12 protein-coding genes and 1 tRNA gene are annotated in these 15,060 nt (G+C 33.8%); 7 read left to right on the plus strand and 6 right to left on the minus strand.

All coding sequences use genetic code 11. From position 1 onward, the window contains the following. The first annotated feature begins 206 nt into the window (after positions 1 to 206). Positions 207 to 416 carry a T9SS type A sorting domain-containing protein gene (locus tag RLT85_RS15045; RefSeq protein ID WP_375712325.1) on the plus strand — a complete coding sequence of 70 codons (210 nt, stop codon included), beginning with the start codon at positions 207 to 209 and terminating at the stop codon, positions 414 to 416. A gap of 96 nt (positions 417 to 512) precedes the next feature. Here RLT85_RS15045 and hisS read toward each other — a convergent pair whose 3' ends face one another. Beyond that, a complete protein-coding gene (gene hisS, locus RLT85_RS00450) occupies positions 513 to 1,883 on the minus strand; it encodes a histidine--tRNA ligase (RefSeq protein WP_311400075.1) in 1,371 nt (456 codons plus the stop codon). A gap of 99 nt (positions 1,884 to 1,982) precedes the next feature. On the opposite strand from hisS, the gene RLT85_RS00455 reads away from it, so the two are divergent. Next, the gene (locus RLT85_RS00455; RefSeq protein WP_311400076.1) at positions 1,983 to 3,224 is read left to right on the plus strand and encodes an ABC transporter permease; all 1,242 of its coding nucleotides are present in this window, start codon (positions 1,983 to 1,985) and stop codon (positions 3,222 to 3,224) included. Positions 3,225 to 3,423: 199 nt separating this feature from the next. Here RLT85_RS00455 and RLT85_RS00460 read toward each other — a convergent pair whose 3' ends face one another. Further along, a complete protein-coding gene (locus RLT85_RS00460; protein WP_311400077.1) occupies positions 3,424 to 3,900 on the minus strand; it encodes a DUF6495 family protein in 477 nt (158 codons plus the stop codon). Between the two features lie 85 nt (positions 3,901 to 3,985). Next, a complete protein-coding gene (locus RLT85_RS00465; protein ID WP_311400078.1) occupies positions 3,986 to 5,386 on the minus strand; it encodes a dipeptidase in 1,401 nt (466 codons plus the stop codon). Positions 5,387 to 5,535: 149 nt separating this feature from the next. On the opposite strand from RLT85_RS00465, the gene RLT85_RS00470 reads away from it, so the two are divergent. The 5 genes from RLT85_RS00470 to RLT85_RS00485 all read left to right on the plus strand — a co-directional run bounded on the left by RLT85_RS00470 (position 5,536) and on the right by RLT85_RS00485 (position 9,312). Then, positions 5,536 to 5,617: transfer RNA gene (locus tag RLT85_RS00470), tRNA-Leu, on the plus strand. A gap of 415 nt (positions 5,618 to 6,032) precedes the next feature. Beyond that, positions 6,033 to 6,764 carry an SDR family oxidoreductase gene (locus tag RLT85_RS00475; RefSeq protein ID WP_311400079.1) on the plus strand — a complete coding sequence of 244 codons (732 nt, stop codon included), beginning with the start codon at positions 6,033 to 6,035 and terminating at the stop codon, positions 6,762 to 6,764. A gap of 455 nt (positions 6,765 to 7,219) precedes the next feature. Continuing rightward, a complete protein-coding gene (locus tag RLT85_RS15050; RefSeq protein ID WP_375712317.1) occupies positions 7,220 to 7,384 on the plus strand; it encodes a transposase in 165 nt (54 codons plus the stop codon). Positions 7,385 to 7,546: 162 nt separating this feature from the next. Further along, entirely contained in the window at positions 7,547 to 8,359 is an 813-nt protein-coding gene (locus RLT85_RS00480) for an IS3 family transposase (protein ID WP_311400080.1), read from the plus strand. Between the two features lie 329 nt (positions 8,360 to 8,688). After that, the gene (locus tag RLT85_RS00485) at positions 8,689 to 9,312 is read left to right on the plus strand and encodes a porin family protein (RefSeq protein ID WP_311400081.1); all 624 of its coding nucleotides are present in this window, start codon (positions 8,689 to 8,691) and stop codon (positions 9,310 to 9,312) included. A gap of 112 nt (positions 9,313 to 9,424) precedes the next feature. Here RLT85_RS00485 and RLT85_RS00490 read toward each other — a convergent pair whose 3' ends face one another. From RLT85_RS00490 to RLT85_RS00500, 3 genes are all read right to left on the minus strand, one after another. Next, positions 9,425 to 10,354: a leucine-rich repeat domain-containing protein gene (locus tag RLT85_RS00490; RefSeq protein WP_311400082.1), complete on the minus strand. Its 930-nt coding sequence runs from the start codon at positions 10,352 to 10,354 to the stop codon at positions 9,425 to 9,427. Positions 10,355 to 10,436: 82 nt separating this feature from the next. Next, entirely contained in the window at positions 10,437 to 12,914 is a 2,478-nt protein-coding gene (locus RLT85_RS00495) for an alkaline phosphatase PhoX (RefSeq protein WP_311400083.1), read from the minus strand. A 193-nt stretch (positions 12,915 to 13,107) separates the two neighbouring features. Next, on the minus strand, positions 13,108 to 14,916 hold the full coding sequence (locus tag RLT85_RS00500; protein ID WP_311400084.1) for a cytochrome-c peroxidase: 1,809 nt from the start codon (positions 14,914 to 14,916) through the stop codon (positions 13,108 to 13,110). Between the last annotated feature and the right edge of the window lie 144 nt (positions 14,917 to 15,060).

The raw sequence follows: 15,060 nt of genomic DNA on the forward strand, positions 1-15,060 counted from the left end.
GTAGTGAATATGGATATTTTACAGAAACACCTCATGATCCAAATGCAGAAGATGAGTTTATTACAGGAGAATGGTGGGCAAAATTTAGCGGAACTCCTTAGATAGAGCAAACAACAGATTGCGATGATAACCACATAGATTATATACCTTATTTATGGAACTCACTAAATGTTGAAGAGTTAGAGTTTATTGAAAAAACTGTTTTTATTACTCCGAATCCAGCTAATCACAAAGTATTTGTAAACAGCGTAGAAGGAGAAAATTCTTATAAAATTTTTGACCCTCGAGGGAGAAGTTTAAAAAAAGGAAAACTTAATACTGATAAAAGCATAAATATAGAAGAACTTTCAAAAGGAGTCTATTTTTTAAAAATTCGAGGTAAACAGCCTATTAAATTTATTAAAGAGCGTATTTAGTAGGTATAAATTTTACAGAAAAGCATTCATATTCTAAACAAAAAAAAGCCAAATAAAATATTTGGCTTTTTTTTGTTTAGAAATTTTACGGCAGAATTAGCCTACCGTCTTTATCATTTCTTGCAAAGAAACGCTAGACTGCTCTCCAGTTTTCATATTTTTTAAAGTGTATTTCTCCTCTTCCATCTCTTTGGTGCCTGCCAATACTACAAACGAGATATCGCGCTTGTTGGCGTGATTCATTTGTTTTTTCATCTTGGCAGCATCGGGATACATTTCGGCTGCGATATGTTGAGCTCTTAATTCTTTTACGGCTTTCATCGCGTACAGCGCTTCTTTCTCTCCAAAATTGATAAATATCACTTGAGTATTCGCTTCCGCGGAAGCAGGAAATAAACCGAGTTCTTCTAACACCAAGTAGATTCTATCCAAACCAAACGAGATCCCAACGCCACTCATATTTTTAAGTCCAAAGATACCGGTAAGATCATCATAGCGACCTCCGCCGCCAATAGAACCCATCTTCACTTTCTCTGGTGCTGCTACTTCAAAAATAGCGCCGGTGTAGTAATTAAGTCCGCGTGCTAATGTCACATCCAAGTCTAATTTAGCGGTGTTTAAAGGCATCGCTTCAAGCGCGTGTTGTATAAATTCTAATTCTTCAATTCCTTTCTTTCCCTCTTCAGAGCTTGCTAAAATCTCTTTTAAACCTTCTATTTTAGTTGAAAAGTCTCCACTAAGCGAAAATATAGGTTGTATGGTTTTTATGGCTTCCGCAGAAATACCTTTTTGCTGCATTTCTTTTACAACGCCTTCCTCCCCTATTTTATCGAGCTTATCTAAAGCCACGGTGAAATCGATAAGCTTATCGCTTTCACCAATCACTTCAGCAAAACCAGAAAGCACTTTTCTATTGTTGATTTTTATGGTCCCCCCTTCCAAACCTAAAGCAGAAAATACAGCATCGTACAACTGAATAAATTCTACTTCTTGCCAAAGGCTATCGCTGCCTACCACATCTGCATCGCATTGATAGAATTCTCTAAACCTTCCTTTTTGTGGCCTATCGGCACGCCAAACCGGCTGAATTTGATAGCGTTTAAACGGAAATTCAATTTCGTTTTGATGTTGCACCACATAACGCGCAAAAGGAACGGTAAGGTCGTAACGCAAAGCTTTTTCTGAAATTTGCGCAGTGATCTTTTGGCTATTTTTTTCCGCGAAAGCGTCATCATCTACTTTCTTTAAAAAATCTCCACTATTCAGAATTTTAAAAATAAGTCGGTCGCCTTCTTCGCCGTACTTCCCCATCAAGGTATCTGAATTTTCAAAACTGGGCGTTTCTATAGGTTGAAAGCCAAATTTTTGAAACTGATGTTTGATGGTAGAAAAAATATAATTTCTTTTACTAACTTCTACAGGAGAAAAATCTCTTGTTCCTTTAGGTATTGTGGGTTTTTGTGCCATATCAAAATTTAAAGTCACAAAGATAATTAAACAAAAGGGAAATTATAAGTAACTTTTGGGGCTTAAGCTCGTCTTATTAACAACGCTCAACACAAACGCATGTTTTCACTCGTCAAAGAAAATATAAGAATTGCTCTAGACAGCATAAGAACTCAGTTGCTTAGAACTATTTTAACGGTATTGATTATCGCTATTGGAATTACCGCTTTGGTAGGAATTTTGAGTGCAGTAAATGCACTAGAAAATACAATTACCAGTGATTTTGCTTCGATGGGCGCTAATACCTTCAATTTGCAGCGATACGATTTTACCGTGCAAACCAGAGGCAGCGGAGAAGTGCAAAAAGTGAATCCTGTAATTACCTATCGCGACGCCAAAGAGTTTAAAGAGAATTTTATCTACCCGAATACCAATACTTCTATTTCTTTTACAGGAACCTCAGCAGCCGAAATTAAATACGGAAAAGAAAAGACAGATCCGGAAGTCAACGTTTTGGGCGTGAACGAATATTTTCTAACCAACTCTGGACTAGAAGTAGAAACGGGAAGGGATTTTTCTTATTTTGATATTGAAAATAACGTGAGCGTTTGCGTGATTGGGTCTGATTTTAAAGACGGAATTTTTAATAATATAGATCCTATAAACAAAACCATTAGCGTTCGTGGCGCTAAATTTAAAGTGATTGGCGTTTTGGAAAGCAAAGGATCAACTTTTGGAAGCAATCAAGATTTACGGGTGTTAATTCCCATTCAAAAAGCACGGACTTTATTTAACCTCGCCAATACCAACTATAATATTAGTGTAAAAGTAGCCGATAAAGAGATGCTGGAAGGGGCGCAAGATGAGGCGATTATTAGTTTTAGAAAGATTCGTAAGTTAAAACCAAAAGAGGAAAATAATTTTGGAATAGAGCGAAGCGATAGTTTACTCAACGAGATTTTTAAAATTATGGGTTACTTAGATGTGGCCGCTTGGATTATTTCTATCATTACTATCTTAGGGTCTTCCATTGCACTAATGAATATTATGCTGGTTTCGGTAACCGAAAGAACCCGAGAGATTGGGGTAAGAAAAGCTTTAGGTGCCAAAAAGAACACGATTGCTTTTCAGTTTTTTAGCGAAACCATTATTATTGGTCAGCTAGGCGGAATTTTAGGAATTCTCTTAGGTATGCTAATAGGTTACATTGTAGCGGTTAGCGCCGATTTTGTTTTTAGCATTCCGTGGGGAGCCATTATTTCTGCTACGGTAATCTCTTTGGTTATCGCAATTCTTTCGGGTAGTTATCCTGCGCTTAAAGCGGCAAAACAAAACCCGATAGAATCTTTACGATATGAGTAATTTATATCTTAGTCGTACCGACTAAGATATAAGACCGCTTTGCTATAAGACATTAGACGTAAGATTTAATCTACGAAGTAGCGATTATCATATTTATCAAACTTATACACCTATGATAAATATTAAAATAAAACTCAATAAGAAAAACAGGAAGGCTGCAACCAAAAAAATATCTTAATCGGACAGTAATTACTATTAACTATTCAACCTCTATAATACGTTCAAAATATTGAAATAATTCTCCTTTGGTAATATTCGCTCCTTGCTGAATGAGGGCAAAGATATCTTTATTTCGATCTTCTGAAATTGCCTTTACAGAATTATAAATCTCTACATCTTCTGTCAATAAATTATCCTGAAGCCAGGCATAGCCTTCTTTAGTAGCTATATTTATAGCTTCATTATTCACTTTTATCCCTATAAGACGCATTTTTGCCTCTTCAATATGAAATAAAAATAATTGCTGCTTAGAAAGATGCTCCAAGTATTTGGCTTGATTAAGCACACCTTCCCAAACCAAATCACTAAATACATCTAATTCATCTTCTGCTAATTGTGGTTTATTTTCTTTTATCTCTGCCCACTCCTCTGCGGTAATAGATTGAGAAGCAAGAAAATTTATAAATTCTGGATGTAACTCATCCAATTGCTCTTTTGTTAACCTTGCGTATTTCATAAACTCTTTTCCTTTTAGGAATTGCAAAAATAAAAAACCGAATGTATTTCTACATTCGGTTATTAAAAATTTTAAGATTAAAATCTTATTTACTTTCTTCTTGTTTTAATTTTGTAAAATGCTTGTAGAAAAAAGGAATAGTTTCAATTCCTTTAAGATAATTCCAAACTCCAAAATTCTCATTAGGAGAGTGAATAGCATCACTATCTAACCCAAATCCCATCAAAATAGTTTTACTTCCTAATTCTTTTTCAAACATAGAAACAATAGGAATACTCCCACCACTTCTTTGCGGAATTGGGTCTTTACCAAAAACTTCCTTATAGGCATCATTAGCAGCTTGATACTCGATTCCTGTAATTGGAGTTACATAACCTTGACCTCCATGGTGAGGTTTTACTTCTACCGTAACTCCGCTTGAAGCGATATTCTCAAAGTGAGTTTTGAACAATTGTGTAATTTCTTTCCAATCTTGGTTGGGAACTAAACGCATAGAAATTTTTGCAAAAGCTTTACTTGGTATTACGGTTTTAGCTCCTTCACCTATATAACCACCCCAAATTCCGTTGACATCTAGGGTAGGACGAATAGAATTTCTTTCATTCGTTACGTATCCTTTTTCTCCGTAAACATCATTTAAATCTAATGCTTCTTTGTATTTCTCTAAATTAAACGGAGCTTCCCCCATTTTAGCGCGCTCTTCCTTAGATAATTCTTCAACCTTATCATAGAATCCTGGAATGGTGATATGGTTATTCTCATCGGTAAGAGAGGCTATCATTTTACTCAACACATTAATAGGGTTAGCTACAGCACCACCGTACAACCCAGAATGTAAATCTCTGTTAGGACCTGTAACTTCTACTTCTACATAACTTAAGCCTCGTAAACCTGTGGTTATAGATGGGACATCTTTAGCGATCATACCTGTGTCAGAAATTAAAATCACATCGTTTTTAAGCTTTTCTTGATTTCTTTCTATAAACCATCCTAAGTTCTCACTCCCTACTTCTTCTTCTCCTTCAATCATAAACTTTACATTACAAGGCAAGTCATCATTTTGCACCATATACTCTAAAGCTTTTACGTGCATATACATTTGTCCCTTGTCATCACATGCTCCACGGGCAAAAATTGCACCTTCAGGGTGAATTTCAGTTTTCTTTATTACCGGCTCAAAAGGAGGGTTATCCCAAAGTTCAATAGGATCAGCAGGTTGAACATCATAATGTCCATATACTAAAATAGTAGGCAAAGATTCGTCTATGATACGTTCTCCATAAACCACAGGGTAACCTGGAGTTTCACAAATTTCAGTAAGTGTACAACCCGCATTCTTTAAACTTTCTTTAATTACTTCTGCCGTTTTTATCACATCATCTTTAAAGGCAGGATCTGCACTCACCGATGGTATTTTAAGAATTTGAACTAATTCTTCTATAAACCTTTGCTTATTTTCTTCTACGTATGCTTTACTCCTATTCATTTTCGCTGTTTTTTTTAAAAGATTGCTCAAGATAAGAACTCCAAGATAAAAAAAGAAATTTTTATAATAATCTTTCTTTGAATATTGTAATCTTTGTTTATATTTGCAACCGCTTAGCAGAGAGTCCTAAGTTCTGTTAAGAAAATAATGCGGGCGTGGTGGAATTGGTAGACACGCTAGACTTAGGATCTAGTGCCGCGAGGTGTGAGAGTTCGAGTCTCTCCGCCCGTACAAAAAAACCTTCTCAATTTGAGAAGGTTTTTTTTATTATTATACTCTCAAGCTTTTTCTCAAAAAAATCCTACCTTTATATTTCTTCTAGATATAATTATTTTTGAAAAAAAAGAATTGATATATCAAAATTACCCCTTTAGTGTTCAATTGTTTGAATGAAAATTTCAATTGGAATTTCAGTATTTACGAAGTATATATTAAACGCTAAGTGTTTTATTGGAATTAATACATCCTATCTCCCTTATTAAAAAAAAGTCATTTATTTATATATTTGAGTAATTTCATTTAAATTCAATACTAATCTTATCAAAATTTTCTATTAATTTTTTTATTTTTAAAATTAGTTGCTAAAACGTGTAATTAATCATAATGAAATAATAGTGTATTTTAAAAATTAATTTAAACATTTTATATGAAAATCAATAATAAAGTTATCGTAATTACAGGAGCAAATGGAGGAATCGGAAGTGCAATAGCTCGTAAACTTGATAGAGAAGGTTGTTTTTTAGTATTGACTGCTAGAAGAAAGGAGTCTTTAACAGAATTAAAAAAAGACCTGAAAAATAATCACCTCGAAGTTGAAATGGATGTGACTAATAACAAAAGCGTTTTAGATGCTTTTACTACAATTTTAAATAATGTCGAGACCATAGATGTTTTAGTGAATGTGGCGGGAGTAATGCCTCTCACGTACTTAAAAAATCTTCACTTAGATGAATGGCTAAATACAATAGAAGTAAATGTGAAAGGTATCTTAAGAACTTTACACGGAGCACTTCCTATCATGAAAAAACAAAAAAAGGGACATATTGTAAATATCGCCTCTGTTGACGGAAAAGAACTTTATAAAGGTGGTGCTGTCTATGGAGCTTCAAAAGCCGCTATCATAGCTCTTTCTCGAGCAATGAGAATGGAACTTTCTCCAAATTTTAATATTAAAGTAACTTCCATTGAGCCTGGAACCGTAGATACAAGCCTGAGAGAGGACATTACAGATACTGAACTTTTAAATGATAAAGACTATGGCGGAGATGAGCCTATGTTAGATCCCGAAGATATAGCTAGAGCCGTTCTATATGTTATTTCCGAACCTCATCAATCCAATATTAATCAACTCACCATAAAGCCTACTGGCAAATCATAAAATGAAATAGTACTATTGATATAAATACAAAATAGTTTCCTGATTGTTTAGCACATTTTAAGTTTAGTTTTAAACACCACACTACTTTATCTACTATAGCTATTTAACTATAATGACAATTCCTATAACTGAATTTACTATTTTTTCTAATTGTCATAATATCTTGATAAAAAATAAGGCCCCTTATCACTGAATATTGATTCAGAATTAAGTTATTTTAAAACAATGATTTATAGCAACATTTCATAATTCTCGATTTTCAGAAAACATTAACATATTATGAAAAAGGGTGTGAACTTCTTGTTATGCTACACTTTTCGATATCACTAACTTTCTCTATCTCAGAAAACTATTATTTTAGATAGTATTGAAGGCTTCCCTGTTTTTGAAGGCTTCCCTGTTTTTGAAGGCTTCCCTGTTTTTCATACAGTTTAAAAATCAACTATTTTTAAGTTATGAAGAAAAGCAGATTTACAGAAGCACAAATAATAGCAATGCTTCAACAGTACGAATCGGGAATGAAGGTTACCGACATTTGCCGAGACAAAGGAATTACCACGGCGGCGTTTTATAGCTGGAAGCGTAAGTATGGTGGTATGGATGCTCAACAACTCAAGTAGCTTAAATCGCTTCAGGAAGAGAATCAGCGTCTAAAGCAGATGTATGCTGATTTGAGCCTTGACCACCGTATCCTTAAAGATATTATTGAAAAAAAGCTTTAAAGCCTTGTGAACGTAAGGAATTGGCCGAGCAAGTAGTTAAGCAGGAGAAGTTGAGTTATTGTGAGAGCTTGCGAGTTGGTTTGCTTAAGTCGCTCTATGTGGTATTATAAGACCAAGAGGGATGATTCTGAAGTAATAGACAAACTTACAGAAATGAGTGAGATCAAACCTAATCGAGGATTTGATTACTATTTCTACAGAATCCGATCACAAGGCTTTAAATGGAATCGGAAACGAGTCCTTCGGGTATACAGGCTTTTAGGCCTGCAATTGAGAAGAAAGATCAAAAAGCGCCTTCCAGCTCGTGTTAAAACTCCTCTAGATCAACCTCAGGCACCAAGACAGGTGTGGAGTGCAGATTTTATTAGTGATGGCCTAATGACAGGAAGAAAGTTTAGGGTATTTAACCTTATTGATGATTATAACAGAGAGGCACTATGTACTACTCCAGCACTATCAATGCCTGGCCTACGTGTGGTGGAATATCTAAGGCAGGCCATAGAGGTTTACGGCAAACCTTTACAAATACGAGTGGATAACGGGCCAGAATTTATTTCAAAAATATGTATGTCCTCCTGCGAAACTGAAGGAATCGAGATCAATTATATCCAACCAGGAAAACCATCACAAAATGGATACATTAAAAGGTTCAATAAAACATTTAGAGAAGACATTTTGGACGCTTACATCTTCCAAAATTTAGAAGAAGTACAACAGATAGCTGAGGGCTTTAGGGAAGATTATAACAAATATCACCCACATAAATCAATGGGCAGAAAAAGCCCTAATCAGATCTATAAAGAATTTTCATTGGGTCTAGACCCAATGAAAAAAGAAAAATTGTGTAATTTAGAGCTGTCCGAAAACGGGTAAGTCTTCAGTTAGTTTGGGAGACTATTCAATATGTAAATGAAAATACGGTGCGAGTTAAATATTGGTATAATTTTATACCACTTGTTCTTTTCTTTATTCCTATTGTTTATATTCTACTTCTCATTACAAATAAAACAAAGTGAGTCTTTCTAAACACAAAGATTAAATTCATAAATTTTTACTTGCCTGCTAAATAGATATCAGTCATATTTGTCTGGTTTGATTTTTAAGAAAATAATTATCTAGATTGTTTTAGTACTTAGTAGTCTACATCGACCCAATTTTGAGAATCTATAAAACAAATACTAACTTTTTTATCCAAATCAATTATGAAAAAACAATTACTAATTATTACTACTTGCTTATTTACATTATTCAGTATAAATGCGCAAGATAAGGGAGATTTTGAATTCGGGGGACATTTAGGGTTAAACCTCGCTAATGTTTCTACCATTTATGGACAAGATAATACAGACGCTAGAGTAGCTTTTAACATTGGGGCTCTAGGGGAATATTATTTTTCTGTCAGATGGGGAGTAAAAATGAAAATTATATACGACAATAAAGGATGGTCTGACGGATTCTTTACTAATGAAGATAATGATGTAACAGTTATTACAGACTTTAAACTTAATTATATTACTGTTCCTGTGATGGCCAATTGGCATTTTGGCTCAAGAAGAAATTGGTATTTAAATTTTGGACCTTACGCAGGTTTTTTAATCAATGCTGAAGACTCTGAATTAGAAATAGACGTTAAAGAAGCTTTTAATACAACTGAATTTGGTCTAGCTTATGGTATTGGTTACAAGTTTAGCTTAAATGAAAAGAGTAAGCTTTTTGTAGAATATGATGGACAATCTGGATTAACTGATATATTCGAAGAGAATGGTGGAGATTCTGTGATAAGTAGTAGAAGTAGTTTCAACCTTGGAATATTATTTATTTTATAAACTAAACAGGTTTAATTAAATCTTTCTTGAATACTGTATGTGAAAGTATAGGTATTCTTAAAAAAGCGCTAGGTTTTTATTTTATTCAAATAAAAACCTAGCCCTTTAAATATTAAAAATAAATTTTACACTCTGGTAACACCTCTTTTACTCTTGCTTTTTCACTATCACTAAAAGAATTTCCCACGGCTATTAATGTTTGAAGATTTTTTAAATCGCTAAGTTTTTCTGGAAATTTCTCTAAATCATTGTTAGAAATTATAAGCATTTCTAACGATTTTAATTCTGAAAAGCCCTTTGGTAATACGGTTAATTCATTATTATTTATGATAAGAATTTTTAAATGACGTAAATTCTTTATCTCTTCTGGCAAATTCCTTAATTTATTATGTTCTAAGTTAAGTTCCTCTAAAGACTTAAGCTTTGCCCATTCTCTATCAAATTCATGAAACTGATTAAAACCAAGTTTTAAAGTTTTCAGGTTTTTTAATCCTCGTATGTTTTGCGGTAAATAACTAAGTTGATTGTGTGCCAATTCTAGCACCTCTAAACTTTTACAATCCCCTATTTCTTCTGGTAAGGCAGTTAATGAATTTGAAGATAAATGTAAAAATTGTAATTCCTTTAATTTTCCAATAGATCTCGGTATTTGTGTAAGAGAATTGTCTGCTATATCTAGTGATTTTAAATTATCTAGTTCGCTTATTTCTTGAGGCAAGTACTGGAAGGAATTTAATTTTAAGTTAAGTGTTTCGAGTTTCTTTAGCTGAAAAAGAGATGACTCCCAATGTGATAAATGATTTCGCATTAAATTTAAAAACGTTAATTCTTGAAATTCTTTTAAATCTTCTGGAATAAAGAATAACTGTTGATCTCTTAAATTGAGACTCTTCACATCATTTTTTTCCGCTACAGCGACATTTAATTTATCGTAAACTTTATTTCTTAACGGATTTGCACTTTGTGCGTAAATAGAATGTGAGCACAAACTATATGCCCAAGAGAATAAACAAATTATCAAAGTATTTTTAAAATATTTCATATATATAATCTTTAAATGAAAAAAAGGACCGATGCTTTGCCCTCGCACCGATCCTTACCATAAACATGGTTGAAAAACGTTTTTAGTTAGATTTTAATACTTTATATCTAGCTGTTTTATTTCCAATTTTTACCTCAACGATATACAATTGATCTGAGCTAGAAAACTCAGAAAAGTTGAGTCTTAATTCTTGCTTGCTTCCTGTTGTTTGCATTCCGTTGATTTCGGTTACTTTTCTTCCTAAAAGATCAAATACCTGAATTTCTATATCCTGACCTGAAACATCTTTTATTCCAACATATACATTTCCCTGAGTTGGATTAGGATAAATACTTACGATATCCTTCAAATTACTTACAGCACTTAGCTCATCCTCTACAACGATATAATCAGTTTTAATCACCTCATTATTTCCTGCAACATTAGTAGTTTTTAATGTTACCGAGTAAATCCCCTCTGTATCATAAGTCACCATTGGGTTTTCATCTGTAGACGTTGCTGGAGTACCTCCTTCAAAAGTCCATTCCCAAGTTGTTGGATTGTTAGAAGTAAGATCTGTAAAAGTAACGACATCACCTTCTTCAACTAGAACTTCATCTACCATAAAATCACTTACTGGTGTTTGAGCTCCTAAATTCTCGTTTAATGCAAATACCACCGTTGCTGAAGCATTAAATGTCACATCATTAAAAGTAGCATCTTGTTGAGCTATATTAGAGCCACTTGGATGTTGTATAGAAAAGAAACCATATTTAAAATCTGGTGTAAAAGTTAATCCTGTTGGCTCCGATCCTGCAGGCATAGAAGCAAACAACTCTACATTAGGCGTCGTTTGTGTATGGTCTGGACGCACTACCCAAATGTAATTATTACCACCATCTTGTAATACCCAAAGATTTCCTTTATCATCAAAGGTAAGATTGTCATTTCCTCCTCCCCAAGGTTCTGTATAACTTCCTTGTGTAGATGAAATTTCGTAACTCATTCCTCCTACAAAAGTTTCAAAATTTGCAACTGTAGATCCGTTGTCTGTAAATCTATAGGTTCTACTTTTTCCTTTAGCAGTGAAGTAAATTTTTCCGTCAAGCGGACTTATTTCACAGTCTTCAACTCCGTTAAAATTGGTTCCGCCAAGAGCAGCTGCAGCCGTGGTTACATTATTTCTTTCTGCAGTGGTTGTATTAGGAACTTGAACCCACTGTGCGGTTGTAGAAGTAGGATCATTATTTACAAGCGGTGCGTCTAAAACTAATACATATAAGATACCTGAAGTTAAATCACCAGGAGTGTCCATTACATATTTGTACACACAATCTGTACCACCATCTTCACCATAATAAGCTGTAGTAGAATCGTCGCTTACTACCACATTCTCATGCTTCATTCTTCCCATAGCCCAAAGTTTCTCTTGACCATTTCCATAATCCATTACTTCTGCAGTTACTGGATCAATTTCTACTAACCATCCCACATCTTCGTACCCATCGTTGTTCACATCTCCTCCATTAGTAGATTCTTCTGCAGTAACCATGGTTCCCCAAGGTGTTACTCCACCAGAACAGTTTCTTACCGTAGTTACCAAAGCGGTATTGTATAAATCTACTGGTCTCGTATTGCTTACTTCCCATAATAATGTTTGATCGTTAAAGTTTACATCTAAAATTGAAACTCCCCCAGGGTTATTTTCATGATTAACCGATACATAACCTAATTCACTACTCCCATTAATTGGCACATATCCTGTAAAGTCATTATTTCCTGGAATGTTACCACTACCATCCATATAAGCATCACCTTGTTTAAAGATCATCTGGAAACGATGTTCTTGAGGAATTATCATATGACTTTGTTGAGCGGTAGGAACTATAGAAGAAAAGCATCCAATATGTGGATTGCTACAGTCAAAATTTGAAACAAATTCTTCTACTAAGTATAAATCAAAACGCAAATCTGAGCTACTAGCCGTGGCTTGATGCAGCTCTACAGCAATTACATTATTACCTTCTTGTAAGTTATTTACTAGGTTAATTGCGGTATATTCACCTTCACTAGAACCTCCCACAGTAGAAGTTGCATAAGTATTATAGGTAACAACTCCTGTAGGCATATTTAACCTAGATACTTCAGTTCCGTTAAGGTAAACCACAACGCCATCATCCTGCATGATATTTAACACTAAGTCTTCATATGAAGCTGCATTAGTTACTTGAAACTCATGACGAAAGTAATACGTAGGATACTTATTATTTGCATCTGGACCATAATTTAAAGCGGTGGTTTCTACTCCATCTCCATATCCTAAAATAGCATTTCCTGTTGCCCAAGCAGACGCGTCATAATTTGCATCTTTCCAAGAAGAACCTAAATCTACTCCTGTATCATTGTAAGACCATAGACTTCCTGTATTTATAAATGTTTCAACACTTGATAGCACTACTGAAGAATTTTCGTTTAATTCTTTTTGAGGTAGCTCTCTACAATTGTCATTAAAATTTTTTGCTTGAATTCCTACAGAAAAAACTGAAAGTGCTACAAGACCTAAAAAGGATTTTTTTTTCATTGTTAAAGTTTTTGAGGTTTTTTATTTCGAGATAAAAATAGAAGTTGAAATTCTTCTAGGATCAAATTCCGTTTTAAGCTTATTTTATATAAAAGTTAGCTAGGTTAAGTTAGCCTTAGATTAAAGTTATGAATGTAAACTCCCTGTTAAGTGGTTTTAATCAAGACTCTAAAGAATAACAGCTTACGTAAAATCATTGATTTAATTTTACTGCTTCTTCTCCATTCAAAGATTTGATAAATGCTATTAAATCTTGTTTTTCTTTATCAGAAAGATTTAAAGGATCTGGAGATAAGGTTTGATTAATCACTTTTAAGCCATTCCCTTCTCCTCCTCCATCATTATAAAAGTCAATAACTTCCTCCAAAGTATTGTAAGCTCCATTATGAAAATATGGCGCTGTTAGTCCAGCGTTTCTTACGGTTGTGGTTTTAAATGATTTTTCATAGACCCAAGCTTTTTCTTCAAAAATTTTATTTTCCCAACGGCCTTCATCACTATCTAATACAACTTCTTGAGTTTGTGGATTTTTTAAAACACCTAAAATTTCACTTTCAGAATCACTATAAAAAGGAGGTACAAGTCCCGAAAAAGTAGGGGGAAAATGACAGGTAGCGCAATTGGCTTTTCCCATAAATAAATTGAAACCATTTTTTACTTCTTGTGGTAATACAGATTTTTCATTTTTTATAAATTCATCAAACTCACTATCAAAACTGGTTAATGAAAGCACATAAGAAGATAGAGCTTTAGAAAAGTTTTCTCTAGTAATTTGATTTTTACCAAAAACCTTTTCAAAACTACTGGCATATGCTCTATTATCTGTCAATTTTTTTAAAATCGCATCGTAGGCAGTATTAAATTCTTCTGGATTAAAAATAACATGCTCTGCTTGCTGCTCTAACGAAAAAGCTCGTAGGTCATAGAAAAACCGTTCGGCATAAACTGCATTAAGCAATGTGGGAGAATTTCTCAACACCGTGCTCCCTTCTATATTACTTAAAGATTTAGGTTGCCCATCGGTAAACGCTAACTTAGGATTATGGCAAGAAGCACAACTTATTTGTTGATTCTCGCTTAACGCGGAATCATAAAAAAGTTTCTCTCCTAGACTATTTAAGGCTTTAGAGTCTTCTTCTTTTTTTAATTCTGTAAAGAAATAAGGGTTGAGAAAATCTTCAGAAAATATAGACTCACTTTTAGGATTCCAAGCAGAAATATAAGAGAGAAAATCTGGAACTTCTTTTTGTTCTAATTTTCCTAATTTTTGATATAAAGGATTGAGATAGGTTTTTAAAAATACCAGTCTATCAAAATCTTCAAAAGAAGTAGGTTGTTTTAAGTAGTGAATAGATTTAGAAAAAAGACTAATTACTTCTTTTAATTCTTTTGACGGAGCATGTTGATAAAAATCTTCTAAAAAGGCATTCATAGCCTCCATCGAGACTCTAGCTTCCTCTATAACGTTGAGTGAACCTGGAGTATCAAAACCTGTAACTCCCAATGTGAAAATTCTAACCAACCCCAATCGCATAGCAGCAATTTCGTTCTCGGGTTCAATTGTTTTTGTTTTTAAGCCTTTATATAATAATTGATAAGAGTTAAAAAGTTTTCTACTATTAGAAGCGATTAGATTAGCGTCTAAATTTTCCTCATCTACGTGAACTAATTCATCTAATACCTGTAAGCCTTCCGGCGGAATAACATCAGGCAGCATACCCGATTTTTTTATATGTAATAAAGGGGCTCCATTAATATGTTCGTTCACATATTCTTGATGGTAAAAAGCTAAGTAGAACTCAATCTTTTTATAAGAAAGTCGAGCCAATTTAACTGCCGCCCTTAGGTTTTCAATCTCTGCTTTATGTAATTTATAAGCATTAGCAGTCGAATCTAAATGTACCAAAGACGTTTGTAGCTCATCTGCATAAGCCCAAAATCTATTGCTTTTATACTGATAATCAGTTTTTTCAGAAAAAGAAGAAAAGACAAAAAATAGCATAACAAGCAAGCAAGACAAAAAAAAACTAAGTGTTTTAAAAGAAAGTCGCATAAGTGATAAAAGTTATGCAGTAAACTTAATAGAGTATTTTTAGGCGTAGATTACCTAAAGATTATCAAAAAATTAAATTGCTTACTTAATTGA

This window comes from Mesonia ostreae (assembly GCF_031845265.1).
In the GTDB taxonomy this organism is placed as follows: domain Bacteria; phylum Bacteroidota; class Bacteroidia; order Flavobacteriales; family Flavobacteriaceae; genus Mesonia; species Mesonia ostreae.